Annotated in this window: 25 protein-coding genes and 1 pseudogene; 15 read left to right on the top strand and 11 right to left on the bottom strand. The window is 44.3% G+C overall.

Translation table 11 applies throughout. From position 1 onward, the window contains the following. Positions 1-9: 9 nt before the first annotated feature. The 7 genes and pseudogenes from QUA38_RS13115 (at position 10) to QUA38_RS13085 (ending at position 4,499) form a co-directional block, all read left to right on the top strand. Entirely contained in the window at positions 10-321 is a 312-nt protein-coding gene (locus tag QUA38_RS13115; protein ID WP_445305052.1) for a type II toxin-antitoxin system RelE/ParE family toxin, read from the top strand. After that, a complete protein-coding gene (locus tag QUA38_RS13110) occupies positions 305-667 on the top strand; it encodes a transcriptional regulator (RefSeq protein ID WP_333162382.1) in 363 nt (120 codons plus the stop codon). Before QUA38_RS13115 ends, QUA38_RS13110 begins: the two co-directional genes overlap by 17 nt. A 117-nt stretch (positions 668-784) precedes the next feature. Further along, positions 785-886, top strand: a pseudogene (locus QUA38_RS13105) (helix-turn-helix domain-containing protein); the annotation flags it as partial. Positions 887-1,111: 225 nt separating this feature from the next. After that, complete coding sequence (locus QUA38_RS13100; RefSeq protein ID WP_333162381.1) at positions 1,112-1,945, top strand: M15 family metallopeptidase; 834 nt, start codon at positions 1,112-1,114, stop codon at positions 1,943-1,945. A gap of 121 nt (positions 1,946-2,066) precedes the next feature. Next, a complete protein-coding gene (gene coaD, locus QUA38_RS13095; protein ID WP_333162379.1) occupies positions 2,067-2,645 on the top strand; it encodes a pantetheine-phosphate adenylyltransferase in 579 nt (192 codons plus the stop codon). Further along, positions 2,528-3,214, top strand: a complete 687-nt coding sequence (locus QUA38_RS13090) for a DivIVA domain-containing protein (RefSeq protein ID WP_333162377.1) — start codon at positions 2,528-2,530, stop codon at positions 3,212-3,214. Before coaD ends, QUA38_RS13090 begins: the two co-directional genes overlap by 118 nt. Positions 3,215-3,482: 268 nt before the next feature. Further along, the gene (locus QUA38_RS13085) at positions 3,483-4,499 is read left to right on the top strand and encodes an acyltransferase (protein ID WP_333162385.1); all 1,017 of its coding nucleotides are present in this window, start codon (positions 3,483-3,485) and stop codon (positions 4,497-4,499) included. A 14-nt stretch (positions 4,500-4,513) separates the two neighbouring features. On the opposite strand, the gene QUA38_RS13080 is transcribed toward QUA38_RS13085, so the two are convergent. After that, positions 4,514-5,245: a TIGR04283 family arsenosugar biosynthesis glycosyltransferase gene (locus QUA38_RS13080; protein ID WP_333162375.1), complete on the bottom strand. Its 732-nt coding sequence runs from the start codon at positions 5,243-5,245 to the stop codon at positions 4,514-4,516. Positions 5,246-5,470: 225 nt separating this feature from the next. Here QUA38_RS13080 and ubiG point away from each other — a divergent pair, with 225 nt between their 5' ends. Then, a complete protein-coding gene (gene ubiG, locus QUA38_RS13075; protein ID WP_333162373.1) occupies positions 5,471-6,316 on the top strand; it encodes a bifunctional 2-polyprenyl-6-hydroxyphenol methylase/3-demethylubiquinol 3-O-methyltransferase UbiG in 846 nt (281 codons plus the stop codon). 371 nt (positions 6,317-6,687) lie between these two features. After that, on the top strand, positions 6,688-7,596 hold the full coding sequence (locus QUA38_RS13070) for an alpha/beta hydrolase (protein WP_333162371.1): 909 nt from the start codon (positions 6,688-6,690) through the stop codon (positions 7,594-7,596). 89 nt (positions 7,597-7,685) lie between these two features. Here the strand turns inward: QUA38_RS13070 and QUA38_RS13065 are convergent, their stop codons facing one another. The 5 genes from QUA38_RS13065 to QUA38_RS13045 all read right to left on the bottom strand — a co-directional run bounded on the left by QUA38_RS13065 (position 7,686) and on the right by QUA38_RS13045 (position 13,754). Continuing rightward, entirely contained in the window at positions 7,686-8,129 is a 444-nt protein-coding gene (locus tag QUA38_RS13065; RefSeq protein ID WP_333162370.1) for a DUF4079 domain-containing protein, read from the bottom strand. A 194-nt stretch (positions 8,130-8,323) separates the two neighbouring features. Next, positions 8,324-9,118, bottom strand: a complete 795-nt coding sequence (locus QUA38_RS13060; protein ID WP_333067796.1) for a WecB/TagA/CpsF family glycosyltransferase — start codon at positions 9,116-9,118, stop codon at positions 8,324-8,326. 442 nt (positions 9,119-9,560) lie between these two features. Beyond that, positions 9,561-10,931, bottom strand: coding sequence for an O-antigen ligase domain-containing protein (locus QUA38_RS13055; RefSeq protein WP_333162368.1), 1,371 nt, complete (start codon positions 10,929-10,931; stop codon positions 9,561-9,563). 129 nt (positions 10,932-11,060) lie between these two features. Next, a complete protein-coding gene (locus QUA38_RS13050; protein ID WP_333162366.1) occupies positions 11,061-12,116 on the bottom strand; it encodes a glycosyltransferase family 4 protein in 1,056 nt (351 codons plus the stop codon). A 498-nt stretch (positions 12,117-12,614) separates the two neighbouring features. Further along, entirely contained in the window at positions 12,615-13,754 is a 1,140-nt protein-coding gene (locus tag QUA38_RS13045) for a glycosyltransferase family 4 protein (RefSeq protein ID WP_333162364.1), read from the bottom strand. A gap of 1,298 nt (positions 13,755-15,052) precedes the next feature. Here QUA38_RS13045 and QUA38_RS13040 point away from each other — a divergent pair. After that, positions 15,053-15,181, top strand: a complete 129-nt coding sequence (locus QUA38_RS13040) for a hypothetical protein (protein ID WP_333162362.1) — start codon at positions 15,053-15,055, stop codon at positions 15,179-15,181. Positions 15,182-15,320: 139 nt separating this feature from the next. On the opposite strand, the gene QUA38_RS13035 is transcribed toward QUA38_RS13040, so the two are convergent. Continuing rightward, positions 15,321-16,001, bottom strand: a complete 681-nt coding sequence (locus QUA38_RS13035) for a CPBP family intramembrane glutamic endopeptidase (RefSeq protein ID WP_333162360.1) — start codon at positions 15,999-16,001, stop codon at positions 15,321-15,323. Between the two features lie 374 nt (positions 16,002-16,375). On the opposite strand from QUA38_RS13035, the gene QUA38_RS13030 reads away from it, so the two are divergent. The 4 genes from QUA38_RS13030 to QUA38_RS13015 all read left to right on the top strand — a co-directional run bounded on the left by QUA38_RS13030 (position 16,376) and on the right by QUA38_RS13015 (position 20,191). Beyond that, the gene (locus tag QUA38_RS13030; protein WP_333162358.1) at positions 16,376-17,965 is read left to right on the top strand and encodes an Hsp70 family protein; all 1,590 of its coding nucleotides are present in this window, start codon (positions 16,376-16,378) and stop codon (positions 17,963-17,965) included. Between the two features lie 405 nt (positions 17,966-18,370). Beyond that, positions 18,371-19,027 (top strand): ester cyclase, encoded by a 657-nt coding sequence (locus QUA38_RS13025; protein ID WP_333162356.1) that lies wholly within the window; start codon positions 18,371-18,373, stop codon positions 19,025-19,027. A 119-nt stretch (positions 19,028-19,146) separates the two neighbouring features. Next, positions 19,147-19,290: a hypothetical protein gene (locus QUA38_RS13020; RefSeq protein ID WP_333162354.1), complete on the top strand. Its 144-nt coding sequence runs from the start codon at positions 19,147-19,149 to the stop codon at positions 19,288-19,290. Positions 19,291-19,363: 73 nt separating this feature from the next. Further along, positions 19,364-20,191 (top strand): DUF1963 domain-containing protein, encoded by an 828-nt coding sequence (locus QUA38_RS13015; RefSeq protein WP_333162352.1) that lies wholly within the window; start codon positions 19,364-19,366, stop codon positions 20,189-20,191. A 181-nt stretch (positions 20,192-20,372) separates the two neighbouring features. Here the strand turns inward: QUA38_RS13015 and QUA38_RS13010 are convergent, their stop codons facing one another. The 4 genes from QUA38_RS13010 to ftsH3 form a co-directional block, all read right to left on the bottom strand. Further along, the gene (locus QUA38_RS13010) at positions 20,373-20,894 is read right to left on the bottom strand and encodes a L,D-transpeptidase (RefSeq protein ID WP_333162350.1); all 522 of its coding nucleotides are present in this window, start codon (positions 20,892-20,894) and stop codon (positions 20,373-20,375) included. Between the two features lie 101 nt (positions 20,895-20,995). Next, positions 20,996-21,634 (bottom strand): bifunctional 4-hydroxy-2-oxoglutarate aldolase/2-dehydro-3-deoxy-phosphogluconate aldolase, encoded by a 639-nt coding sequence (locus QUA38_RS13005; protein ID WP_333162348.1) that lies wholly within the window; start codon positions 21,632-21,634, stop codon positions 20,996-20,998. 240 nt (positions 21,635-21,874) lie between these two features. Beyond that, on the bottom strand, positions 21,875-22,237 hold the full coding sequence (locus tag QUA38_RS13000; RefSeq protein WP_333162346.1) for a nuclear transport factor 2 family protein: 363 nt from the start codon (positions 22,235-22,237) through the stop codon (positions 21,875-21,877). 147 nt (positions 22,238-22,384) lie between these two features. Next, positions 22,385-24,223: an ATP-dependent zinc metalloprotease FtsH3 gene (gene ftsH3 / locus QUA38_RS12995; RefSeq protein ID WP_006633639.1), complete on the bottom strand. Its 1,839-nt coding sequence runs from the start codon at positions 24,221-24,223 to the stop codon at positions 22,385-22,387. A 562-nt stretch (positions 24,224-24,785) separates the two neighbouring features. Here ftsH3 and QUA38_RS12990 point away from each other — a divergent pair. Beyond that, positions 24,786-26,962: FkbM family methyltransferase (locus QUA38_RS12990; protein WP_333162344.1), on the top strand; the 2,177-nt coding region annotated here is incomplete at its 3' end.

The following is a 26,962-nucleotide window of genomic DNA, read 5'->3' as shown; positions in this document are numbered from 1 at the left end:
AGGAGCGGAATGATGGGAAACTATCACGTTCCGTTTTGGAGAGCAGTGGAGGGGGCGACTCCTTCACTGACTTTAATAATTGAGCAAAGGCTTGACCGAGTTCGCTTAGGGAATTTAGGAAACAGCAAGTCTGTTGGGGAAGGAGTCTGCGAATTAAAAATTGATTTTGGGCCGGGGTATCGCGTGTACTTCGGACAATTGGGGTCAACAATAGTTCTTCTTCTCTGCGGTGGGGATAAAAGCACTCAAGAACAAGATATCCGCAAAGCTAAGGAGTATTGGAAAGAATATGGAGAACGCGAAAATGCCAACGAGCGATAGTTACCAGGCCTATCTGATAGAAGCGCTCAAGGATAAAATACACGCTGCGGCTTATCTAACAGCGCATTTGGAAGACGAAGAGCCTGAACCTGGTTTGCTGGAACTCGCACTTCGCAATGTATTTGAGGCTCTTGGCGAACCAAATATGTCTGCAGAGGATGCTAAATTGCATTTGAAAAAATTAGATGTTTTGTTGTCGCAGAATGGCAGCGCGACAATTTATGCTTTGGCTAATTGGTTGAAGGTTTTGGGATTGAAGTTAAAATTTGCGGTTGTTCAAGAGGATGAAGGGGAAGACGAAGGTTCTGTTAGTGATGTTGAGTTGGCGGAAGTTGGTAATGTTTGATTTTGGTTGATCGAGCTTTAAGCTACTAATTAGACCTTAACCGCGCTCGCATCCCGATCGCTAAAAGAAGTAGCCGATCGCTCCGGGGTATCCTACAATACTGTTAAAACTTATGCCCGATCGCCCGGTATGGCAATGGCTGACATCGGTGGTCTGCTAAAATTGGCGCGGACGTTTGAGGTGTCGATCGCAGAATTGTTGGATTTTGTCGAACAGTAACAAATTACACTTAAAATAAACCAGCGCCCCCAGCGCCAACCAGTTCGACCTCGCAGGGACGATCGACTGTGGGCCCAAGCAACAGATGCGAGAGTTGGCGGATGGGACGGGGCGAGGTCAGAAAGAGATGATATATTCTCAGCGGCAATTGTAGCTGTTCGATCGCCCATATCGGTCTACAATTTTTAACGTTGAGCCTTATTGAAGTGCAGGAGTGGAGCTGGCTTGGATAACGCTAGTCTGTCAAGAAAACCCCCGCAAGCCTCGGAGCTTGTCGCCGACGAAATTCCAGAAGCAGTGCGAGACCATCCATACCCAGAAGCAGGGCAGAGTCAGTCTAAGAAAAAAGGGCTGATTTGGAAACTGCTAGGGTTGGCCGCACTAGCCTGTGGGGTCAGCATCTGGCTGCACCTCAACTTTAACTTGTTCCCCGCCACCAGTCAGGCCGAGCAAACTCAACAAAACCCAGCACCGACCAGTTCGCCGTCTGCATCGGTCGCGAGTCCAGCTACCAACCCCAAAGCCACCGCCCCCGCAACGCCAGACAACCTGCTGGGACACTTGCCCTACCCAGAAGCACCAGCAAAAGACTTGGTAGGCGTCACCCCCGACGGTAGCGTCAAACTCCGCTCCTCAGCAGCAGCAAAATATCAAGAAATGGCCAACGCCGCCGCAGCATCAGGCATCTATTTCGCTCCCATATCCGGCTTCCGCTCCCTGGAAGACCAACAGCACGTATTTTTTGACGTGAAAGCCGAACGCAGGCAAAACGCCAGCAAGCGAGCCGAAGTCAGCGCCCCTCCAGGTTACAGCGAACACCACACCGGTTACGCGATCGACATCGGCGACGGCAGCGCCCCGGATACCAACCTCAGCCCCAGTTTTGAAAATACCCAAGCATTCAAGTGGTTAGAAACCAACGCCGTCGCCTTCAGTTTTGAGATGTCCTTCCCCAAAAATAATCGCCAAGGCGTCAGTTATGAGCCTTGGCATTGGCGGTTTGTCGGCGACAAGCAAAGCCTCGAAACTTTCTACAAAGCTCATTCCATGAAAAAGTAGAGGCAAGAAGGAAGAGGGAAGAAGGAAGATTTTCCACATCTCCGGCTTTGCCGCTCTCCCACTCTCCCACTGCCCCACTCTACCCAATCTCCCATTCCCCCCACTGCGTTGAGACAAACTCGTGATTGCAATCTATCCAGGCAGCTTTGACCCCATTACCTTCGGTCACGCAGACATTATCGAGCGGGGATCTAAACTGTTTGACCGGGTAATTGTTACGGTAGTCAGAAACCCCAGCAAAACCCCTCTCTTCACCGTAGAGGAACGGATCGAGCAGATCCTGCGCTCTACCCAACACTTGCCAAATGTAGAAGTAGACAGTTTTGAGGGTTTGACAGTAAACTATGCTAAGATCCGACAAGCCAAAGTGCTGCTGCGGGGGCTCCGGGTACTAACAGATTTTGAAATGGAACTCCAGATGGCCCACACCAATAAAACCCTTCTGGGCGAAATTGAAACAGTTTTTTTGGCAACTTCTAACGAGTACAGCTTTTTAAGTAGTAGTGTAGTTAAAGAAATAGCCAAGTTTGGTGGCTCCGTAGATCATCTTGTTCCGAAACACGTCGCCCTAGATATTTACAAATGTTACGCCAGCAGGAACCAACTCGCATCGAACCCGACAGTACCGGACGCGGCACTGAAAACGACTCGCCTCAGAACACATCCGCCTTCGGAGACCCCACCCGAACCGCAGGAGTAGACATCCAGCGGGAATTGAACCGGCTTGAGGAAATTGTTCTCGACAGTCCACGCATTCCCATGACCAGACGCACTCTGGTGGATGAAGAACAGTTGCTCGATCAGTTAGACTTGGTGAGGCTAAATTTGCCCATCGCTTTTCAGGAAGCCGAAACGATCATCCGGCACAAGGACGACTTGCTTCAAGAGGCAGAACTTTACGCTCAGGAAGTGATAGAAGCAGCAGAACAGCGAGCGGCAGAACTTTTAAACGATATGGGCCTGCTGCAGCAGGCGAAGATAGAGGCAGATCAGTTGCGACAGCAAGTTTTGCTCGACTGTGAGGCAATTCAGCAGGCGACGCTGGCGGAAGTCGAACAAATTCGCTACCAGGCTCAAGAGGAATTGGAAGAGATGAGAGTCAGGGCGATGGCTGAATGCGAGGAAATTCAAAACGGAGCCGATGATTATGCCGACCAAGTGCTCGATAATATCGAGCATAAGTTGAGCGATATGCTGCGCGTGATCCGCAACGGGCGGGATCAGTTGGATAGTGTTTCTACGTCGCACATCCATCACAACAACGGTTAGCCCACAGTGAACTCATTTCTTGAACATTTCTAAAAGTCTACCTAATTTAGGTAGATTTTTTTTTGCAATAGTCTCTATAGTCTTTATTCCTCAATTCGAGCACTCAGTGGCTTATTGTCGCTGAGATAATTTTTGTGAACAGAAAAGCAAATATAACATTTTATGATATCCTACTCATCAAACAAAAAATTCCTAATTTGATTCAAATTTTTACAATCTAATTTTTACGATGAAAAAACTTTCTAATCGGTTCGCTGAATTTGATTAGATCCGAGCTTTAGCGATCGTCAGTGTTGTGATTACTCATGCTGGGTCCTTCACATTTAGCGATCGCAGAATTCTATTTGTCACGAGCGATACATTTCAACTATTTTGCGTACCTGCATTTTTACTGTTGAGCGGTTTTTTTCTCACCAACAAACTGGAAAATCAAAATAATCCCGCACTGGTAGTCAAAAAAAGACTGTCAAAAATTATACCCCCTTATCTGTTTTGGTCAGTAGCTTTGTACATCTTAAATAATTTGGGAGAAATTCAAAAATTTGATTTACTTTCATTACTCAGAGATATCTTGACGGGTTCAGTGATGCCTCCCTATTACTTCATCGTTGTGATTGTTCAATGCTACGGTTGGTGGTGGCTTCTCGTGAAATTAAGATTTTTAGAACCCAGAAAAGTTTTGGCTTTGGGCTTCACAATTCAAACAATTTTTACAATCTTCTTCTACTTAACCGCTTTCCAATACATATCAATACCTCTACCTTTGATGGAACGCTGGATTTTCAGTTGGATTTTGCCATTTTCAACGGGTCTATTTTTTGGTGGCTCGTATGACCAAATTCAACCCGTTCGAGAACGGAAAAAAAGGCTAGTTTTAGGGGCAAAGATCCTTTTTTATCTAGCTAGCATTTGGGAATTTTACCTGAAAAGTGAAGTTAATTCGGAGGCATGGTTTCTCCGATCATTTTTGAAACTATTTGCTCAAGGATACGCAATTTTGTTCGTATTATCGATCCTCGCATTTTCTAAGAGTATCGCACTTCCCAGTAGAGCATCTGGGTTAGTCAAAATATTGGCTGCTTATTCATTCCCTATATATCTCCTGGATTCGACATTAGTGAAATATGTGTTGTTGTTAGTGTTTTATAAGTTTATTGACCCGGTAAATCCCCTCCTGAAGCTAGGCTTTTTAGTTACGGGGACTTTGTTAGGTTGTTGGGCGATTATTTACCTGTTGGAAAAAGTTTTGACCAAAAATTACAGGCAGTACATTTTGGGAATTTAATCAAATTTTGTGTTTCAGCGGATGTCTTCATAAAACTGCTTGAGATACCTTGGGGAAACGCCAAAACCCCACAAAAAACCAATTGAAAGATAGATCGCAATAGCTTTTAATTCGCCCCAATTCGCAACTCGACGATCGCTACTTTCCACTACCCGATTGACTAACTTAAGTTTCCCTCGTCGCACTAACTTCAAACACAAATCCGCTTCCTCCATAATTGGCAGCGCAGCATCAAAACCCTCGCATTCCCAAAAATCGGTACGGCGGCAAAAAATAACTTGGTCGCCAAACAGCAGGCGCAATCCTTGGAAAAATAAATGAGGTCGAAATAACAGCGGCGCGTAATAAGTTTTCAGGTAATTGTGGAGGGAAAAACCCCATCTTGTTTGCTGCGAAGCAGCCATCAGGGAGATAAACCCGCCCCCCACAATTTCGGCATCGGACAATGTTTTCTGGATGACTGTTACAATGTCGTCGGGAACTAAAGTATCGGCGTGCAGAAAGCACAGAATTTCACCGGTGGCGACTTGAGCACCTAAGTTCATTTGCAGGGCTCGCCCAGCTATACTGCTAGAAATAACGCGGATGCCGGCGGAAAGTGCGATCGCTGCTGTGTCGTCTTGACTGCCGCCGTCTACCACCAACACTTCCCAAGCGGGAGGATTAAGGATGCTGAGTTGGCGGAGGGTGCGTTGCAGACAAGTCGCTTCGTTGAGGGCTGGGATGATAATAGAAACGCGATCCATCTGGTTGAAATTTATGCCAGAGCTATTATAATAAAAAACTGTGGCGATTCACAACTAACGATAAAATAGAACTTACGCGGGCGGATTCAGGAACCTGGTTTCTGCCTGCGAATTTGTCACGAAACCTCGGTTTTTTCACAAAAATTAGGTGTATTGGCGTCCTATAAAATCCCGCAAATGTGCAATCGCCATATATATTTTCCACTAATCAGGACTGAGAAGATCGTGCAGAAAACAGAAGTAAAAAATGATTTAGAGTTTTATGATGAAAATGCAGATAATTGGTGGGACGAAAATGCTAAAATTTATGCTTTATACCATCTCAACAAACCCAGATTTGAGTTTTTCGACAGACACGCGACTAATTGGCAAAGGCTGAAAACCTTAGATGTCGGGTGCGGCGGCGGCTTTTCTTGCGAGTTTATGGCCGAGAGAGGCGCTATTGTTTCTGGAATAGATCGATCGGAAAAATGTATTGCAGCAGCTCAAAATCACGCAGTTACCAGCGGTTTTGAGATTGACTACAGGCAAGGTTTTGCCGAAAATATGCCCTACGATGACAATACCTTTGATGTTGTAATCTGCGTGGATGTTTTGGAACACGTAGCCGATTACAAAAAAGTTGTGTCTGAGGTGCACAGGATTCTGAAGCCTGGGGGACTGTTCTTTTTTGATACAATCAACCGAACTTTTTCCTCGCAAATTGTGATGATTGGGCTGATGGAAAATATTTTGCAGGAGATTAGGCGGGGCGTTCACGATTGGGAAAAATTTATTACCCCGGAGGAACTATCTGTGGTAATGCAGGATATTGGTTTTGGCAATATTCAAATTAAAGGTTTTGATATGTTTGGCGAAATTGGCGCTATGTTAGCCGAAATGCACGGGTTTTGGGAAGATTTTACACGCGGAAAGCAGGTGTTTCCTTCGGCGGGTATTTTCAAACAAGTATCTCAAACTCTAACATCTAATTTAGCTAACTATATGGATTACAAAAAGTCTGGGTTGTTTAAAATCAAAATTAATGAGGATCAGTCGATTATGTATGTTGGCGTTGGGGCGAAGAATTAGTCAGTTAATTGTTCACTGTTGTCATTTGGGGCGAGTTTGAGACGGATTTTTGCGATCGACAAATCCGGATAAAACCCGCCTCTATTGCATTTTTTAGGGTACGCCCGCAGCGGTACACCTTATCCTGTTGAGTGCAATACACATATTCCGTCGGCACGGTGCCGTATCCTTACTGTATTCCGGGCAATTGAGAATTGCTATATTGGCGAGCCCACGACAAACCTAAGCCTGGGATCAGGGATACTGAGTATCGATCAAATTTTAATGACTCGCCCCAACTCCTAAAATAGCGATCGAGCAAGCATATATACTTAAGTGTTGGGGCGAACACAGTGGCATCGCCCCTACCGATTCACAATTTATCAAGAATTATGCCAGCAAGTTTTCTGCCAAAATCGATCGCACAACTCACAGAATCTACCTCAATTGCCTTAGCCCAAAGCATTCAACGAGAGGCAATTACAACTCCCCTATCTTCTGAGCCAATTGCCACAGCCTACGTGCGCCAAGGCAGCGGCAACACACCAATTTTGCTAATTCACGGCTTCGACAGTTCCTTGTTTGAATTCCGCCGCCTGTTGCCACTGCTAGCTGCTGAAAATGAAACTTGGGTGGTTGATTTGTTGGGTTTTGGCTTTACAGAAAGAGCCGCTGGTTTAGCATTCAGCGCGAGGGCAATTGAAAGTCATCTTTACTATTTTTGGAAAACGGGAATTTCGCAGCCTGTAATCTTAGTCGGTGCTTCAATGGGAGGTGCAGCCGCAATTGATTTCACTCTCAATTATCCCGAATCTGTGAAACAATTAGTGTTAATAGATAGCGCAGGTTTTGCCATCAGTTCTAATAAGGGAAAGTTTTTAATTCCTCCTTTAGGGTATCTAGCTACTTCATTTTTACGCAATCCCAAAATTCGCCAGCGAATTAGCGTCAATGCTTATTTCGATAAAAATTTGGCTTCTCAAGACGCTCAAACTTGTGCTGCTTTGCACTTGGAAATGCCCAACTGGAATCAAGCTTTAATTGCGTTTACCAAAAGCGGCGGTTACGGAGGTTTTGGGGAGAAATTATCGCAAATTCAGCAGCAGACTCTGATTTTGTGGGGAAAACAAGACCGGATTTTGGGGACAGCGGATGCGGAAAAGTTTGCAAGGGCGATCGCAAATTCTCAACTAATTTGGATACCCGAGTGCGGGCACGTTCCCCACTTAGAAAAGCCACAGACTACCGCGCAGCATATTTTAGAATTCATCACAAAAAGCGGACTCACGCAAAAAAATTAAACCTAGGGTGCGCTGTGGCGCACCTTACATACTTACATATATGGTTTCCCTGGCACATTTGGTATAGTTGGAGGTCAAATATACAGGTTTCAAACTTTCGGCAAATACTTTTGTACTATCGTCCATCCTGTGAGCAACACAATCACAAATCCCCCACACAAGGCCAAATTAGTGCCGATATGGAGGGGGCGCGCCCAAGGATGTTTAGGGCCAATTTGCAGCCCGCTTCCCACAGAAACCAACACCAAAGCCACAACAGCTAACCCGGCAGGTAAATGAGCCGAGTGACCTAAATTTCCGTAGTATCCTAGCGTACCGACTACACCAATTCCCAGCAGTAAAATTACCAAAGTCGCCATCCCCACACCGGTGGCTAAATGAAAGGGACGCAGCCATTTTGGGCGCGGTTGTTTGGTACTCCTAGTGGCAAACATCCACGTTCCAGTAACGGCCAGCAACAGGTAAGCCAACAGGGAAACACCCATTGACCAAGCCGCTATTTTCCACAACCACAAGAAAGAAGGCAGATTCATCGGTTGCATCCCTAATTAGGATTTTCCACAAAAGGTTTCTTTCCGATTTTACCTGGACTTGAAAGCAAAAATGAATTATTTTGAGAGAAAGTGCGATCGGACTATCCACAGATGGCATCCGTCTTACCTTGAAGTCAAACGAACTTTCTCCGATACTCAGCTTAATTTACGCTAGAGATTTGTCGCTGCCACTTTTAGGAGCCACCTTCCCATTTTAGATTGGTGGTTTTGCTGTCCATGAAAGGCATTTTATAAAACCCTAATTTTTGTTCTAAGATTAATCGGAAAAAAGGCAAACCTTCAATCAAATATCTTTTCCACAACCTTCTCGGTTCACTTAACAGTCGGTACGCCCATTCTATGCCGACTTCGCTCATCCATTTGGGAGCTCTTGCTTTGCAACCAGCTTCAAAATCAATGGTTGCACCTACGGCTAAGAATATTTTGACGTGTGTTAATTTGCTCTTGTATTTAATCAACCACTTCTCTTGCTTGGGAGCTCCCACTCCTATGGCGAGAACTGTAGCTCCTGATTTATTTATCTCGTCAATTATTTTTTCACATTCTTCTTCATTTTTTTCAAAGCCAAAAGAAGGAGAAAGTGCTTCAACCACTATTTCTCTTCCAATTTTTTGGTTAATTTTTTCCTGGGCTTTCCTAGCAATACCTTCAGCAGCTCCTAGCAAAAATATTTTAATCTTCTCGTTATCTTTGTGATACATATAAAATGCAGGGAACAAATCAGAACCAGAAATTTTTTCTTTTAGAGGAGTACCCAAAAACTTGGAGGCATACATCAATATTTGACTGTCGCAGACTCTATAAGTAGATGTATTATAAGCTTCATAGAAGTCGCGGTCATACTGCAACTTAATCAAGTGGTCTACATTGGGTGTAAATACGACACCACCTTCGCAGTCAAGTTTTTCAAACAACTCTGTGATTGACAAGTTATCTATCGAGACATTCAATAAATTAACTGTTTTCATTTATGATGCCCTTCCCGCTTTATATTAAACTACAACTCAAACTATTATCACCCACAATACAGTTTCGTGTTTTAAGTACCTGGGTGCTTCAGTGAACATACTTTTATCAGTATATCCTCCTACACCCTGCCTGTCTAGTAAGTATTTTTAAAGATTATGTAAAGAATCAGGTCGTTTTAGAAAAAGTGTATAAAGCCCATTTTTAAGTTTATAACTCGCAACACAGTTTCAAGAAAAAAGCCATCCCGTGCTAATACTTGTTGAAGCATTGCAAATGAATGTAAAAAAGAGTTTATGAGATTAAAATTTTAACCTAGTGAGAATTATCTAGCAACTTCTGAACTGGATTTCATCCAAAAGTGGTAGATTTTTTAGTTGTTGCCTCCAGGACTGGCAAGATAGTGTCAAGCTTGAAGTGAAGCAGCGATCGCATTTCCGAAAATCATCCTGATTTTTGGTGAACCAGCGACTGTCTTCTTGGTGGGGAACTGGTTTTCTTGGCCTTAAGACTTTCTGGAGCTTTTAAGACCAGACCTGATATTCCTCCTGCAATCAGGGCAAAAATCGGGTTAGTCATAGCATTCAAAACACAGTCAAACACGTACATAGTTAAGGCTATTCCCAGGGCGGCTGCAGGTGCCACTTTAGGATTAGACCAGGTTCTGGCGGGGTATTTGAACAAAGAAAATACGATAACAGGAAGTAACAAGGAAGAAAATAAACTAACCAAACCGACTGCACCGTTGACGCCAAATGCAATAATCCATAAGCTGTCAGTAACTGAGATATCATCACCGTATTCGTTATACACGCGGTTTCCGCCCGAATCTCCCCAGCCAAACATAAATCTTTGTCGCGCCTTTTCCCCCAATATCTCTTCATTGTCAAATCTAAACTTCAAAGAGGCGGCTCGTTCTTCGCCAAAGACTTGATTGATGAATCCAATCACGTCTTTGCTCGAAAATTGACCCGCTGCAGCCACATATAGATAAAACACTATATATCCAATTATCAATAGCAATGGCAAAGAGGTGCGAAAAAACTTGGCAGAGTATAATACTAGCAACGCCATTACAAATAAACTGTAGGCGCCTGTTGAACGGCACAGGAAAAAAGCGATAGTTAATATAATTGCTAAAGTCTTGATGTTACGGCCCATAAACTTTTTAAGCGTCCCAGTTTGCCACAGCCACACAGCAATTAAGGCGGCTGTCATCATCCACAGGCCCACCATCAAACCGTGCTGCATAAACACTACTGGTCTCCACCCCCCCAAACGCCTTGCTTGACCCCAGTCGTCAAAGGCATTGACGCCGTAAATCATTTGGTGGAGAATTGGGCCCCTAACTCCTTCAACTAAAGTAAAAGGAATGTAGGCTAACCCCCCTGCAAAAATTCCGATCGCCAATTGTCGCAGCCCGTCTAAATTGCCCACATACAAGCGCCCTAAAAAATAAGGCAGACCCCAAGTAATGATTTGGTTGACAGTCGGAGAAATCGGGCTGCCGCCATTACTAACTTGTGAAACAATTGGACACAAACAGTAAATTAGCATTGGCACGTCCACCCAACCGGGCTTAAAAGATGTGAGGCGCGCAGTATCGTAGATCAGAGTCCCCAGCAAAATGCCGTAGCAAGCTGCAGAGATTTTGGTATAAGGTGGCAATGAAGGGATTGGATAAGAAGCTTGCGGCAAAAAAAGCCACGCTACCACAAAACTTATAATTACTGCCCGCTGAGCCGGAAACCTCACAAACAGGTAAAAAACGACTGGAATAAAGCCGAACATAGCAAGTGGGATTAATGCAACCATAGGTATTTTTTGGCAGTAAAATTATAGAAAGACAACTCAAATTGCCCGATAAAAATTCTCGTTTAAACGATCGCCCCACCCCAGTCTTTTACATCAATCTCAATTTTACGGCTTGTTCGTTAATTGTGCCTAACGTTCCAAAGCAGTGTACAGTGCCGCGTCGAAGAGATTAGTTGCATCCTCCCAAGTATAATTTATCACCCTTTCCAAAGCAGTCTCGGACATTGCGCACCATTCGGCATCAGACAACTGACAAATCTGCTCGATCGCTTTTGCCATATTCTCTGGATCTTCTGGCTTGACAAGTATGCCACCCCCGCCAGCAAGTAGTTCCGGAGCCAGACCAGAAGGAGTGCCAATGACTGGAGTGCCGCAAGCCATAGCTTCTAAAATTGGCAAGCCGAAGCCTTCGGATCTGCTGGAAAACGCCCAAGCATCGCATTTGCTGTAAAAATCTGTTAGTTGGTCTTGAGTAGGTTCTTTATTATACTCAGTATCCTTATGCAGCAAATTGGGATGAGAACTATCGTGGCCGGAACCAAATGCAACTAAACGAAGGTGAGGAATTTTTTTAGCAGCTATAGAGAAAGGTTGTAGGGCAATATCGCAGCCTTTCCAAGGAGTTGTATTATAGTGCAGCTCGACTGTGGGAACTAATTGCTTGCCTCGGGGCTGCTTCCCTCGCGACAGGGGGTTGTAAAACTGTTTGGTGTCCACCGTAGGAGGGACAAGAGATACAGACAAATCGCCGTATTCATTCCCAGCTATGTCGGTCAGCCACTGGGCCACAGCGATTTTGTGCATCGGCAGCCACCAAGTTGCCTCTACTCGACCTTTTGGTACGTAGTCAAAAGCCTCATAATGTTGCAAAAAATATACTTTCGTTCCTTTCCTCGGAGATAGTTTTGCCACCCACTCGGCAGTTTCCCACCAAGTAGCCATGACAATATCGGCATCAGTTACGTCAAGGTCAGTAATTGGACGGTTGGTTTCGATAACTCGACTTTCGACATCCACCTTGTCAAAGTTAGACTTTTGTGTTTTAGGAGCAGACTGCCAACCCCTACACCTCAGCAGCGATCGCAATTGTTGGATTAAAGTCAGTTGCGACAGGGGCATAGAGACAATAAATATTTTGTGTCCTCTCTTTTGCAGCAGTTCTGTGTATATAGATAACACCCTCATGCCACCTTTAAGACTAAGGGTAGGCAGGAAAAAAGTAATTTTCCTGAATAGATGCTGAAGATTGATACTGGTTAAAAGTCCTCCTTATCCTTAAAGCAAGTTGGCACTTACCAGCCTTTGTTTGGCTTTTCTGCGGGGTGCGGATCTGTGCTGGAGGCGATCGTAACTCGATAGTCGAGCCGATCGATCTTACTTTGTCGTCAGGGACTTTTCCCAATTACAAATCGGCAGATGTTTGACGGCTAGACAAGTTTAACCTGTAACGGAGCCAGCCTTAAAACCTCCGTTGCACTCTTGTTCAGATTTTGGCCGATCAATTTATAACCAGTATTCCTTCCTCGCTGCGCTCAGAATTAGTGTCGAGACTGCTGCGTAGAAAACAGGACACGGGCCATTTATTTTACTTGTGGCAGAAGCACTCCACCAAAGGATATGGAGTTTCTGCCCAGAAATCCGGCGCCGAAAACGCGGGTAGCGCCGAATTTCAAATTGCAGCAGTTAGCCAACCGGAACTTTTCCATAGGGAGAAAACGAAACTATCTTAACGTCGCGCTGTTTAGATTTGTCTATAGCAACTTTCAACCCCGCTTCAAAATGATCCGTGGCATCTTCCCACGTATAATTGTTCACCTTGGCATAGGCGGCTTCAGACATGGCTTGCCACTTGGAATTTCGCAACTGACAGATAGACTCTATGGCTTTTGCCATTTCTTGGGGATCTTCAGGTCTTACAAGTATGCCAGTACCCCCGCTCAAAATTTCTGGAGCAGCGCCTGCTGGGGTACTGATGACGGGAGTGCGGCACGCCATCGCTTCGATAATAGGCAAGCCGAAGCCTTCTGAGCGGCTCGCCAGCAGCCATGCATCGCATTTGCTGTAATAGTCTTTGATTTTGTCTTGGTTGGGTTGAATTACATACTCGGCATTTGCCGGTAGCGGCAATTCCGGGGATGGGGCCTCTGTACCGAACGCAACCAGACGCAGGTTAGGGATATTTTCAGCCGCTAGGGAAAAAGCTTTGAGGGCGATGTCAGTTCCTTTCCAATAGACTGTAGAGTACATTAAACCAACTGTAGGAACCGATTGTTTGTTGCGAGGACAGGCGTAAAATTGCTTCGTGTCCACGGTAGGAGGAGCTAAGGAAACTTGACGATCGCCATATTTAGTCCTAGCTAGCTCAACTAACCACTCAGAAATCGTAATTTTGTGCATCGGCAGCATCCAAGTTGCTTCTACTCTTCCTTGAGGTAGATAGTCAAAAATTTCGTGGTGCTGGATAAAATAAGCTTTTGCTCCTTTGCTAGGAGAGAGTTTAGCTACCCACTCGGCGGTTTCCCACCAGGTGGCAACTACTACGTCAGCGTCAGGTACATCTTTGTCTTCTACCGGGCGGTAGCGATCGGTAATTTTGTGTTCTACACCTAAGTTATCGAAAAATGAGGGTTCGTTTTCAGGTGGGGAAATCCAACCCCCTCCCCGCAGCAGCGACTTGACTTGCTGGCGCATACTCGGCTGGGGACGGGGTACAGAGATGACGAACACGGAGTGTCCTCGCTTTCTCAAAAGTTCTGCGAAAATAGATATTACTCGTATTCCACCAGTCAGAGACAGAGTAGGAAGAACAAAGGTGATTTTCATTTTTAAGTCCCGCTTAAGACTTGGAATCGCATTCGGCACTGCTACCAGCACTGATGTTAGAGCCCAAAAGGAAAGAGGGGCGGGTGAATATTAATTACCGCTTTCCTGGTGTTTACATAGAATCCAACCGACCGACTGTTCGCAACACCCCAATATCTATCTGCCAAAACTTCACTGTCGTTGCATTGATAATAAAGATTGATGCGATCGCGAAACAGTTCCTAGAGGGATAATTTGCAGGTAAGCGAAATTTCCTCCTGAAGATAGATACCTCATGAAATAGTAGCTTTTGTCGCGACAAACACCAAGCTAGACAACACCGTATGTTAAAGATTACATCATTTAGTCTAAAACAGACAACGATGTACGGTAAACCGAATGTCACCCAACTTTTAAGGTGGAATAAAGGTAACATTTGCAACAATATTCAGTAGATTGACATCGCCTTTGGCAAAATTTTATACTGAGTTAAAGAGGGAGATTCTTACCTTGAGAATGTTGAGTCCTCCATCGCTGGAATAGATATAAACATCCATCGGTAGCTGGGATTTTTGGGCAACAGTCATCTAGGTATTGCTTGACACAATATCCCATTTTGTCAGGATTCAGACATGGTAGTTTTCTCAGATACCAGCAGGGGCGCGATCGCGAGAATCACCGTCTTGGACGTGTGAATGAGGGAAGAAAGCCTGTTTTTCAAGCGATATCTCTCGCCCTCACTTGTCGTATGTTCGTGTAAAAACCCGGTTGATGCATCCACTGTTTGAAAAAATAGGTTTCCCAATCGTGCTACAGAACATAGAGTTTCACCGATATAAATTTAATTAGCTGCCTGAGTTTTAAATTTGTTAATAAAAGGCGATCGCCTGAAAAAATTCCCAAAAGAGACTTCCACTGCGGGGCAGAGTATATGTAGCATTACTGCCCAATTCCTGTCTAAGTAATTACCGTAACAATAATTCAGCAGCAAATTATCAAATGACCCTATAAAGATCAAAGGAATACTCAAGGTGGATCGGCTTATATCGTGCAAACCTTGACTCCTAAGCAGTAGCACCAACTTCGTGGTATGTATCAAACGATTTCGCGTACAAAAAATTTCATGTTATGAAAGCATCATTTTTCCGACGTTTGCAATTCCGGATGACAATCGGTGTACTCTTGGGGGCCCTGCCACAGATGCTGATAGCGATATGTTGACCAGTTTTCATGCAGCTAAAATTATGCGATCGCCCGCAAAACAAAACTTTTAATTAAAAGCAGATACCTTAACGGAAAGCATCTGCCGGTGGGAAGATATGAACGTTCGATTATTGCACAGCATCAGTCAAGAACCCAGTACAATCAGCATGAATGCCAGCAAACAGTTGTCGCTGCTAGTTGGCATGAAGCGCAGCTACAGCCATAAATACCTTGCAAAAGCTTAATTTATCAGGGTGTACGCTCGCCTGCGTCAGTGGCACGCCGTCCGGATGATGGAGGGAGAGATTAATCTGCTGGATAGTGAGTTGGGCAAAACGTCAAATTTTCCTGTACAATTGCCAGGAATAGTCGCTGAAAAAGCAGCTAGTTAAAGAGGATTTTCCAACCAATACTTGCCAGGGCAAAATCTGCGATCGCGTGGCTGATATAACTAGGCCAAAGCGAACGGTAAGTCAGATAAGACTGAGACCAAATTATCCCGGCGGTGAAGACAGCTAAGGAACCTAAGAGAACAGCCTGCCAGTCGCTGTAAGCTGCTATTACAAAAATGTGGTGGATCGTGAAAAATAGCGAACTCAGAAATATTGCTTTTGTTCCCGGTATGAGAATCTGGCATTCCTTGCAGACAAACCACCGCCAAGTAAATTCTTCAATCAGCGAGTTAACCAGCACAAAATATGCTTCTACAATCAAGTAAATATTACGGCTGGTAATACCTAATTGGTGCGCTTTTTCTTTGGCAACTACAGGATCGATCCACTGCTGCCCAAAAAGGCTATAGATACCCACAATCACCGCAAACATGAATATTCCCCAAATAGATCCAGCCAGCCATTCTTGGCGCTTGGGTAGGGAGAAACTCAGCTTTTTGCGATCGACAAAAACAGACCACGCGATCGGAAAAATCAGCAACCAAACTTGACACAAGACTGACAGTGTTTGCCCCCAGCTTTCCGGGGCAATATACAAGCCTGCTATGATACCAATACTAGCAGCAGGGACAAGTAGTGTTAGAGCCAATAGTGCTTTTTTGCGATCGCCCATATCCAGCATTTTTCACGCTTCATTGGAAAATTGGATTAAGATCAAAGGTAAAATCTTGGTCCCTGCAGACAGGCGCTACCACTTTCCAAACACCAGGTGACTGTAGTGCCGTGATCCAAACCTTTATGCAGTCATTCATTCTCCATTTTTCAATCTAAAATTTAAAATGGTATGACTTTTGTGCCGCTTATAAAAGTGGTGCTTATTTGTGGAGTCGAAAAATATACAGTTGCATAAAATTGAAGACTCCGCCGTTAAAGAAGTTTTTGTGGCAAAAAAGTCTTTATTCAAGCACAATTTGATAATCTGTTGGCATTGGTGACTCGAAATACCATAATATGATTAAATCCCTAGTAGCTGTGTATTTTGGCTGAATGACGATCGCAATTGATTTTGGAACTAGCAACACCGTCGTCGCTCGCTGGAATCAAGTCCTCCAGCAGCCCGAAAATTTGAAATTACCGGGATTGTCGGCAATCTCGGCTCAAAATCCGCCCCTCATTCCTAGTTTACTCTACGTTGAGGACGCTGCTCAAAGTAAAGTCTTACTCGGTCAGCAAGTCCGCGATCAAGGTCGGGATTTGAGTGGAGATTCTCGGTTTTTTCGCAATTTTAAGCGGGGAATTGGCACTTCTGTTCAGGGTTTTGTGCCGGAACTTGACGGGCAAATTATTACTTTTGAACAAGTAGGTGCGTGGTATTTGAGTCAAATTGTTAATTCAATTCGCCAACTGCCCTTGCCGATCGACTCTTTGATTTTTACTGTGCCGGTAGATAGTTTTGAAGCTTACCGCCATTGGTTGGGCAAAGTGTCTCAATCTCTGGAAGTAGAACAGGTGCGGATGTTGGACGAACCTACGGCGGCTGCTTTGGGTTACGGTTTGGCCGATCGCGAAAATCTGTTAGTCATTGATTTCGGCGGCGGAACTCTAGACCTTTCTTTGGTGCGTTTGGACGCTTCCTCCGACAAAAAGCCCCTCGGTTTTATCCTGAAGTGGGGCGAAAAGCTATTAGCTGAATCTTCAGCACAAAAAACAAAAGTTGCCCGGGTTTTGGCTAAAGCCGGACAAAATTTAGGCGGTTCTGATATTGATAATTGGCTGGTTGATTATTTTGTTCAAACAAAAGGGCTGGCAAAATCTCCGATTACAACGAGATTGGCAGAACGGTTAAAGATTCAGTTGTCTTTAGTGAATCAGGCAGTTGAGGTTTATTTTGATGACGAAAATTTTGAGAGTTACGAATTAGAATTAGACCGACCTCGTTTTGAATCTATCCTCGCTGAACATAAGTTTTTTGACAAACTCGACGAGTGCATGAATCAAGTATTGCAGCAAGCGCGGCGCCAAGGCTTAGAAATTGGCGACATCGACGCAGTTTTGCTAGTTGGCGGTACTGTACAAATTCCCGCTGTCGGGCGTTGGGTGCAGCAATATTTCGATCCGGCAAAAATTCGGTGCGACAAACCCTTTGAGGCGATCGCCCAAGGTGCTCTGCAACTGAGTCAAGGGCTAGAAATCAAAGATTTTCTCTATCACAGTTACGGAATTCGCTACTGGAACCGCCGCGACAATTGCCACAGTTGGCACAGTTTAATCAAATCCGGCCAGTCTTATCCGATGAGCGAACCGGTAGAATTAGTCTTAGGGGCTTCTTTAGAAAATCAGCCGAGTATAGAGTTAATTATCGGCGAATTGGGAGCGGAAACTGGTGGCACGGAGATATATTTTGACGGCGACAGGCTAATTACTCGCCAACTCGCAGGCCGAACATCGGTACAGCCCTTAAATGATAAAGAAGGAGCACGCAGCATCGCTCAATTGACGCCGCCTGGGTATCCGGGGAGCGATCGCATAAAAGTTTTGTTACGCGTTGACGAACAGCGCTTTTTGCGAATTACTGTTGAAGATTTGTTGACTAATGAAACTTTGTTAGAGGATAAACCAGTGGTGCAGTTAAGTTAAGGATAGACTTTAGATAATTTGGTTGAGAATTCGGCTCTTGAAATCGCTGCATAGAGTCAAACTTTCGTCCGAGCAGAGGGGGATTAAGAAATTACTGGTTTACTTCCAGGCTCTTTCTGGGAACGCAGATCCGGAGGCTCTGCCTCCAATTTTTGGGTTCATAAAGCCAGGCTCTTCCTCTGGACATCTGTTCCCAGGATCTTCCTAGGAATTAGTTAGTTTTTGGAGATGTCTATTGAAGACGACAACCTATGCCGATAGTTAGGTTTATGGCTGCGTAGGGGATTGACACGGCTACCACTTTAGGCATAGACTTTTATTTAAAATACTCTTGAATCTGAACCGTCAGCCTTTCATTGTAGTATCAAGATTTTCATTAACCCAAATCCTAGGAGATTAACACGTATGAGTACAGCTCCCGGTTTACCCCTCTGGGTGCAAGATAGAGAAGAAGTTCTGAAGCAGGATGATGGAGTAGAATGGCGGGACGGGAATCGTCCAGACTATTCTCGCACTAATGCTTTCTTGGAAAAGGAAAAGAAACACAATCATGCCGAAGGGTCTTTGAATGCGATCGCCTATAATTTGGTGAGAACATTTGAAATGGAAGCATCCTTCAAAACCAATCCCCAACAATGGATATCTGTAGTTACAGATAAATTCCGTATGAGCACTAATGGAGGAAAAGAATACACAGCCCAAGAAGTTGTAGATCAGGGAACCTATAATCTCTTTCTAGAAAACTCAGAGCACTACCGCGCTTCTGATGAAACCTTTCAATCCTCCTACAACCTCTTTCACACAGCTTTTCCCGATGGCTTTCTCTGGGAATTAGTCGAAGTCGTTGCAGGGCCTCCTAACGTTGTGTTTAAGTGGAGACACTGGGGTACTTTTAAGGGATCTTACAAAGATCATCAAGGGACAGGAGAAACCATTGAAATTATTGGTCTTAGCATTGCTAAAGTCACAGAGGATTTAAAGATTGAGTCTGTAGAACATTTCTTTGACACCAATAATTTCTTAACAGGGTTAACGACAGGAGGATGTCCCGTAAGTCATTAATCAAATGAAGAGGTCATATCGTTGCCGCTGGAATCGGAATCATAAATAATTGTTCGAGTTGCAGTGCAAGCGTCTCCCTCGCTATAAGTAGCGAAAGCGAAGGAGACGCTCGCTTTCGCTTGACGCCGGCTGGGTATCCGGGGAGCGATCGCATCAAAATCTTCTTCCGCGTTGACGAACAGCGCTTTTTGCGAATTACCGTGGAAGATTTGCTGACAAATCAAACATTGTTAGAGGATAAACCCGTGGTGCAGCTAAGTTAAGAATAGGTTTTACAGGTAAGGTGCGCTTCGGTGCACCCTACTGATTGCGTTCAAAACAAATTGTTAAAAGCAGATGAACTACAAACTAGAATGTTCACTCTCTCCAGAACTAGAAAAGTATCGCGACAGAATCGAAGCTACCATTAAACCTTACATCGAAATTCAAACCCAGAATAATGATGACGTTAATTGGTGGCAGAGTAAATTTGGGGGATTTCCTTATTTACCTAAAGGCTTTGAATATCCCAAAACTTGTGACGCTAAATATTTATTTTTGCTAGCGCAACTCAACTTTGATGAAATACCGCCTTTAGATGGTTTTCCCGAGCGGGGTATCTTACAGTTCTATATAGCTGACGATGACCTATATGGTTTAAATTTGGACAATTCGGCTAATGCAGATAATTATACAATCGAAGACAAATTCAAAATAATCTATTTTCCTCAGCCAGACTTCAAAGTTGAAAACATTATTACCAATTATGATTTTTTGCCGAAACCAGAAGCTTTTCCTGTGGATGGCTGTTGCAGCTTGCAATTTACTAAAAAATATGCGCCGATTAGTACCAATGACTACCAATTTACAGAACTTTTAGGCTCGGAAATCGATGAGTTATTTATGAACCATGAAATTGAGAATGAGTACCGAGAAATATCGCATTCCTTTGGTCATAAAATAGGTGGTTATCCTTATTTTACACAAGACGACGTAAGAAAATATAGTAGTACCTCTGAGCAAAAACAAAAGCTAGATATTCTTCTATTCCAAATGGATAGCGATGGCAATGATACAGTAGAGATCATATGGGGAGACAGTGGTGTCGGTAACTTTTTTATTGATGAATCAGCACTCAGAGAATTAGATTTTAGTGAGGTTTTATATAATTGGGATTGTACTTGAAGGCAGTAATGAAGTAAGCAAGCTAACAAAACCAGAACTGATGAACTCCGATCGAAGAAACCGGGTTTTTGACCGAATCTACGGCTGTAACGCAGTATTTCCCAAAAAAACCCGGTTTCTGACCACCGGTGCATAAGTTCTAATAATGTTCGACTATGCCCGATGCCCAATTCCCAATTCCCTAAACCTGAGATTTGTGCACCACCACGGGTGTTCCCACCGAGGCCCATTCAAATAACCATTTAGCGTGATTTACAGCTACATTTGTGCAGCCGTGAGTAACGGGATTGCCAAACAAATTGTGCCAGTAAGCGCCGTGAATTGCCATGCCTCCGTCGTAATACATTGTATAGGGAACGTCGGGCACGTCGTAGTCCGGCCCAGTCATTCTAGTAACGCGGTGTTTGGTTTCAACGGCAAAGGTTCCCGTGCGGGTGGGAGTCGATGATTTGCCGCTGGAAATTATCACCGCGTAAACGGGTGTATTTCCTTCCCAAGCTATTAACCTTTGTCTTGATAAATCTATTTCAATCCAGCGTTCGCTCGATTGCTGCAACAACATAATTTTATTGGCAATTATGTTGTGTTCTTCACTGGCCAATGCGGTTAGTGAACCGCCACAGAATGCAGCAAAAGTGAGGGCGCAGCCGGCACAGAAAGTTCCAGCGCGGCGGAAGTAAGTTGAGTTGATAATGCTCTTCATTTCTCACACCTCGTACTATTTTAGATTTTAGATTTTAGATTTTAGATTGGCTTGTCCTATTTTAGATTGTAGATTTGAAATGTTGGATTGGGAAACAGGGCTTAACAAGTTGTTAAGTGTTGGGTAAGATCTCGGGCAATTTGGATAATCGCGCGCCAATCGCGATTGTCTACTAAGTGTTTAGGAAATAAGTCTCCGGCTAAACCAACGGCGATCGCCCCGGCGTCAATAAATACTTTGGCATTTTCGAGCGTCACCCCGCCAGTGGGAATTAAAGGAATGTTTCCCAGGGGGCCTTGCAGGCTTTTCAGGTAAGCCGCGCCTCCCAAAGCCGATATCGGAAAAACTTTAACGCAGGTAGCGCCTGCTTGCCACGCGGTCACAATTTCTGTAGGAGAAAAAGCACCAGGGACGATCGGCACTCCAGCGTCAACTGCTGTTTTAATCATCGCTAAATCGGTGTGCGGAGTAAACAGAAATTGAGCGCCGCAGTCTATTGCTTGCTGTAACTCTTCTATGTTTAATAAAGTGCCCGTGCCAATACTAAAAGTAGGAAATTCCGACCGGAGTTCCGCAATTAATTCAGCAGCTTTGTGCGTGTTCCAAGTAATTTCAATAAATTGGATTCCTCCGGCTGCTACCGATGATGCCATGTGCCGAGCGAGTTCTTTTTCGGAGGAACGGATAACTGCGATCGCCTGGTGTTTTTTTAGTAGTGTCAACCAAGATTGATGATTCATGCTAACTGATTTTACCCCCACATAATTCAATACAGTTCATATCGGAAGACCGAGCGGTTGAAACCGCGTCTATACAAACAAAACCCACCTCCGTGGGTTTCCGAGGGGGCGGTTAAAATTGCGTTATTTTCTTTACACCACAGGCGAGTGGACTGCGTTTGACTCGCTAGCTAGAGTAAGTAAAGCCTCAGCCTCGCTCGGTTGTGCCATCCATATTACCGCCATTTGTATAACCTCGCTCTACCCGTTGTAATGAGCAACAACTTTAGTCACTTTTCCGGTTGAACTGACCTCCATAAACTCACCTGCCTTCGTGTTTTTTTGGTTGATGTAGTAAAGGACAACACTGGAAACTCCCCACATCACATCAAGCAACTCAAAATTGAGGTCAGGATAAACTTCCAGCCCCTTTTTGAAGTAGTTTCGTAGCGCTTCTTTGCCTGTCACTGTCCCAGATGGTTCGTTTAGCAGTTGCGCTGCGACAGGCGATATCAGAATTACATCTTCTGCGTAATGGGACATGATTCGATCGAGGTTATGAGTATTCCAAGCTTCTACCCAATCAAGTGCAAGTTCACGCGCTCTATCTTCAGTGACGATCATGGTTTGCTACTCCAATGCTTTTTTTCGCTGCTTCCTGTGTGCCCATAAAAAAATCGGGGAGATTCCAGACAATCCAAGAATCACCCCAATTATTGATTTCAAACTTTAGATTTAATCTAAAATCCAAAATCCAAAATCCAAAATTGATTAGGCGATCGTCGCCATTTTCACATCGCTATTAGCTAACAAATTTTGCAATTCATCCGCATCCACAGTTTCCTTTTCAACTAGCATATCTGCCAAAGCATTAAGGACGTGGCGGTTGCCGACGAGTACATCTTTAGCGCGGCGGTAAGCTTGCTCTACCAACAAACGCACTTCATCGTCGATCGTCGCTGCGGTTTCTTCGGAGAAATCGCGTTCAGCCATGATATCGCGACCCATGAACATATTGCCTTGTTGGCGACCGAGAGCTACAGGGCCTAGCCGATCGCTCATTCCGAAGCGAGTCACCATTTGCCGCGCTACTCTTGCCACTTGCTGCAAGTCGTTCGACGCCCCAGTCGTTACTTCTTCCTCGCCGAAGACAATCTCTTCAGCAATGCGGCCGCCCAAAGCTACCGCCATTTGATTTTGCAAGTAAGACCGAGAATACAAGCCAGAATCCATCCGATCTTCGCTGGGTGTGAACCAAGTCAAACCGCCAGCGCGGCCGCGGGGGATAATGCTAATTTTCTGCACGGGGTCATAATCGGGCATCAGCGCGCCGACTAAAGCGTGACCGGCTTCGTGGTAAGCTACCAAAGTTTTGCGCTTTTCGCTCATCACGCGGTCTTTCTTTTCTGGGCCTGCGAGCACGCGGTCGATCGCGTCGTTGACTTCATCCATCGAGACTTCGGTCAAGTTGCGACGGGCGGCTAAAATTGCTGCTTCGTTGAGTAGGTTGGACAAATCCGCACCGGTGAAACCGGGTGTCCGGCGGGCGATTTTTTCCAAGTCCACGTCTTTCGACAAAGTTTTGCCGCGGGCGTGAACGTTGAGAATTTCTAGGCGGCCTCCGAAGTCGGGGCGATCCACTACAACTTGGCGATCGAAGCGACCTGGACGCAGCAGCGCCGCATCTAATACATCGGGGCGGTTCGTGGCAGCAATCAAAATGATGCCAGTATTACCCTCAAAACCGTCCATTTCGGTCAGCAACTGGTTCAGGGTTTGTTCCCGTTCGTCGTTACCACCGCCCAAACCAGCGCCCCGCTGGCGGCCTACGGCGTCAATTTCATCGATAAATACGATACAAGGAGCGTTCGATTTAGCTTGTTCAAACAAGTCGCGGACGCGGGAAGCACCGACACCCACGAACATTTCCACAAATTCTGAACCGGAAATCGAGAAGAAGGGAACGCCTGCTTCACCAGCAACTGCTTTTGCGAGCAGGGTTTTGCCAGTTCCAGGAGGGCCGACCAGGAGCACACCTTTGGGGATTTTTGCTCCGACTGCGGTGAAGCGATCGGCATTTTTCAGGAAGTCCACGACTTCTGCGAGCTCTAGCTTGGCTTGTTCGATGCCGGCCACGTCGCCGAAAGTCACCTGAGTTTGTGGCTCCATTTGGACTCTAGCTTTGGATTTGCCGAAGTTCATGGCTTGGTTGCCGGGCCCGTTTTGCGCGCGCCGCACCAGGAAAAACAGTCCCACCAAGAGCAAGATCGGGAAGAACAGGCTGCTGAGGGCTTTTACCCAGAAGCCTTCGTCGCTTTGGGGCAGAACTGAAATATCTACGTTATTTTTGGTCAGGATGTTGATCAGTTCGGGGTCGTTCGGCAGGTTAACGAGTACCTTGTTTCCGTCCTGGGCTGTGACCAGGGCTTTGCTGCGGTCAGAACTGATATTTATTTTGTCTACTCTCTTGCCTTCGACTTCCTGAATGAATTGACTGTACTTCCAAACTTCGCGGCTTGGGGGCTGTTTGTCAAAAAAAGCCGTTGCTAAGGCAATGACTACAATAGCCAGCAGTGCGTACAGGCCAGCGTTTCTCCACCGTTTATTCACCGAGGTCGATCCTCCTAATTTTTAGTCCCTGTGATTTGGGAATTTTTATTTATGTTCATCAATCTTAACGTAATTGTAACTTGTTTTTGTGTGGTGAGGAATCCCGGCCATGCTGCGGCGGTCTCAGGTGGCGGGAACGGAACTGCCCTGGGCGGCGTCAGGAGATGCGGGTGTTGTCCTAATTTTTGGGTCTCTCCTTATACTATAAGGCATAATTTGTCAAGATTATCAAAAGTGGTGGCGATCGCGTTAATCCCTTTTTCGGTTAAATAGTCCTGAACGCAGAAACCCTGTTTTTTGACGGAAATACTGCACTTTAGTCTTTAATTGGAGGGAAAAACCCGATTTATTTGGTAGTTAAGCCTAAGTTCTCTTAAACTGTTAGGTAAGGTAAAGTAGGACTGACCCAGAAACCAAGTGTGTTTACCACAAATCGTCATTTACCCCAATAGTCTGATCTCAAAAATCGGCTTTTTTTCGTAACTAAATTTAACTTCAGGGTTTTTTGTAGAAAACGCATTCCCAGATTAATAACACAATGAATTAAGGAGAAAATGGGATCATGACTTCAGAAATCAATAAAATCATTCCCGCAGAAATTAAGTACGATCAATTTTATCAGGCTATTAAACAAATAGCCAAAGAAGAAGATATCAAAACTATTTTAGAAATAGGGTCATCTTCCGGTGAGGGAAGTACAGAAGCATTTGTCACAGGAATTAGAGAAAATCCCCATCATCCTCAACTTTTTTGCATGGAAATTTCCCAGGCAAGATTTACCGCATTACAAAACAGATATGCTAAGGAAGGCTTTGTAAAATGTTATAATGTTTCCTCAGTAGGAATGAATAAATTTGCTCAAGAAAAAGAAGTTATAGAATTTTATAATTCTTACCAAACAGCCCTGAATCAATACCCCATAGAACAAGTATTAGATTGGCTCAAACAAGATCTAAAATACCTCCTAGATTCGGGAGTCTCTCAGGCAGGAATTAAGCAAATAAAATCAGAAAATAAAATCATTTTTTTTGATGTTGTCTTAATAGATGGTTCTGAATTTACCGGGGAAGCTGAATTAGATGAAGTCTATGGCGCTAAAATTATATTGCTAGATGATATTAATACCTTTAAAAACCATAAAAATTACCATAAACTTCTCAAAGATCCTAATTATAAACTCTTATTGCATAATCTTCATCTGCGAAATGGTTATGCCATTTTCCAGCTAGAAAAATTTGCGTTTAATGAAGAACAAACCGAACAACGGCTTGTACAAAGATTAGTTCGTCAAGGAATGACAGTTTTCGATATTGGGGCCAACATTGGTAACTATTCTATTTTGTTTAGTCATTTAGTCGGAAGTGAAGGAAAAGTATATTCATTTGAACCCACTTCTACTACTTTTAAAAAACTACAAGAGCGAATGCAGCAAGAAAAATATACCAATATTTTTACGTTTCAAAATGCTGTATTTTCTGAGAATAAACAAATTGAATTTAATGAATTTTCCGAGGAATTTTCGGTTTGGAACACCATCGGCAGACCGCAGATGGAGAATCCGGCCAATCCCCAGGAATATGTACCTCTTGTCAAAACTGAAACCGTTGACGCGATCGCGCTTGATTCATTTTGTCAACAACATAATATTGAGAAAATAGATTACTTAAAAATCGATGTAGAAGGCGCTGAAAGTGATGTCCTTCTAGGATCAACAGGTCTTTTAAATAAAAAAGCCATCCAGTTTATACAATTTGAAATCTCTCAAAAAATGCTAGAGGGATTGAATCGGAGAGCACAAGACACCTTTGACTTATTAAAAAAATATGGCTATGAGTGCCACCGGATAGAGAAAGATGGGGCAATAGGAGCGCAAGTAGCAGGCTCAAACTCTTTCTATGAGAATTATATCGCGTTCATCCCAGCAGAAATCAAAAAGGAAGTCAGCCCAAGGGATTTATCGAAGCAGTTCACTTCTACAGCATCAGATCCGGGCGGGATCAGACCTATGAATAAGTCATTATCACACCTTTCTCTGAAAAATCAAAATGCGATTGAGTTTCTTTTTGAGAGCGGAAAGCCTATTAAGCTGGAGCTAGGGGCTTCAGAAAAAAGAATGGAAGGGTGGACGACAATTGATTTAGATCCCAGGAGCGATTTATGTCTTGATTTATCACAACCCCTTCCTTTCCCCGACAATTGTGTAGAGCAAATATATTCATCTCATTTATTAGAACACTTCTCTTACCCCTCCCCTATGGTTAACTTGCTCTCTGAATGCTACCGAGTCCTACAACCAGGAGGAGTATTCAAAGTAGCAGTCCCCAACGCGAGGATATATATAGAGGCTTATGGGAATCCAGAAAGCTTTGACGCGCAAAAACAGTGTCTTTATAAGCCAGCATTTCACTATCATTCAAAAATAGACTTCATTAACTATATCGCCTACATGGACGGTCATCACCGCTTTCTATTCGATGAAGAAAACCTCCCCAAAATTATTGCTAATGCTGGATTTGAAGATGTCAGACTCAGAACTTTTGAACTAGGCTTAGATTTAGAAGCAAGGAAGGATGAGTCCATCTATGTAGAGGGTACAAAACCTCTGGCGGGTACAAAGCCCCTGAGCGTTCACTTTTTCACTATTGTCCTTAACGGGCAACCCTTCATCCGTTATCATATTGATGTCTTGAAAAAATTACCCTTTCGATGGCACTGGCATATTGTCGAGGGGGTGGCAGA

Source organism: Microcoleus sp. Pol12B4, from assembly GCF_036701385.1.
In the GTDB taxonomy this organism is placed as follows: domain Bacteria; phylum Cyanobacteriota; class Cyanobacteriia; order Cyanobacteriales; family Microcoleaceae; genus Microcoleus.
Note: the sequence above shows the minus strand (reverse complement) of the source record. Positions and strands in the feature narration are given on the sequence as shown.

Coding starts and splice junctions, on each gene's coding strand:
- QUA38_RS13115 (WP_445305052.1), top strand. CDS start 10: ATGATGGGAAACTATCACGTTCCGTTTTGGAGAGCAGTGGAGGGGGCG.
- QUA38_RS13110 (WP_333162382.1), top strand. CDS start 305: ATGCCAACGAGCGATAGTTACCAGGCCTATCTGATAGAAGCGCTCAAG.
- QUA38_RS13090 (WP_333162377.1), top strand. CDS start 2,528: ATGTTACGCCAGCAGGAACCAACTCGCATCGAACCCGACAGTACCGGA.
- QUA38_RS13080 (WP_333162375.1), bottom strand. CDS start 5,245: ATGGATCGCGTTTCTATTATCATCCCAGCCCTCAACGAAGCGACTTGT.
- QUA38_RS13070 (WP_333162371.1), top strand. CDS start 6,688: ATGCCAGCAAGTTTTCTGCCAAAATCGATCGCACAACTCACAGAATCT.
- QUA38_RS13065 (WP_333162370.1), bottom strand. CDS start 8,129: ATGAATCTGCCTTCTTTCTTGTGGTTGTGGAAAATAGCGGCTTGGTCA.
- QUA38_RS13060 (WP_333067796.1), bottom strand. CDS start 9,118: ATGAAAACAGTTAATTTATTGAATGTCTCGATAGATAACTTGTCAATC.
- QUA38_RS13055 (WP_333162368.1), bottom strand. CDS start 10,931: ATGGTTGCATTAATCCCACTTGCTATGTTCGGCTTTATTCCAGTCGTT.
- QUA38_RS13050 (WP_333162366.1), bottom strand. CDS start 12,116: ATGAGGGTGTTATCTATATACACAGAACTGCTGCAAAAGAGAGGACAC.
- QUA38_RS13045 (WP_333162364.1), bottom strand. CDS start 13,754: ATGAAAATCACCTTTGTTCTTCCTACTCTGTCTCTGACTGGTGGAATA.
- QUA38_RS13040 (WP_333162362.1), top strand. CDS start 15,053: ATGAACGTTCGATTATTGCACAGCATCAGTCAAGAACCCAGTACAATC.
- QUA38_RS13035 (WP_333162360.1), bottom strand. CDS start 16,001: ATGGGCGATCGCAAAAAAGCACTATTGGCTCTAACACTACTTGTCCCT.
- QUA38_RS13030 (WP_333162358.1), top strand. CDS start 16,376: ATGACGATCGCAATTGATTTTGGAACTAGCAACACCGTCGTCGCTCGC.
- QUA38_RS13025 (WP_333162356.1), top strand. CDS start 18,371: ATGAGTACAGCTCCCGGTTTACCCCTCTGGGTGCAAGATAGAGAAGAA.
- QUA38_RS13015 (WP_333162352.1), top strand. CDS start 19,364: ATGAACTACAAACTAGAATGTTCACTCTCTCCAGAACTAGAAAAGTAT.
- QUA38_RS13010 (WP_333162350.1), bottom strand. CDS start 20,894: ATGAAGAGCATTATCAACTCAACTTACTTCCGCCGCGCTGGAACTTTC.
- QUA38_RS13005 (WP_333162348.1), bottom strand. CDS start 21,634: ATGAATCATCAATCTTGGTTGACACTACTAAAAAAACACCAGGCGATC.
- QUA38_RS13000 (WP_333162346.1), bottom strand. CDS start 22,237: ATGATCGTCACTGAAGATAGAGCGCGTGAACTTGCACTTGATTGGGTA.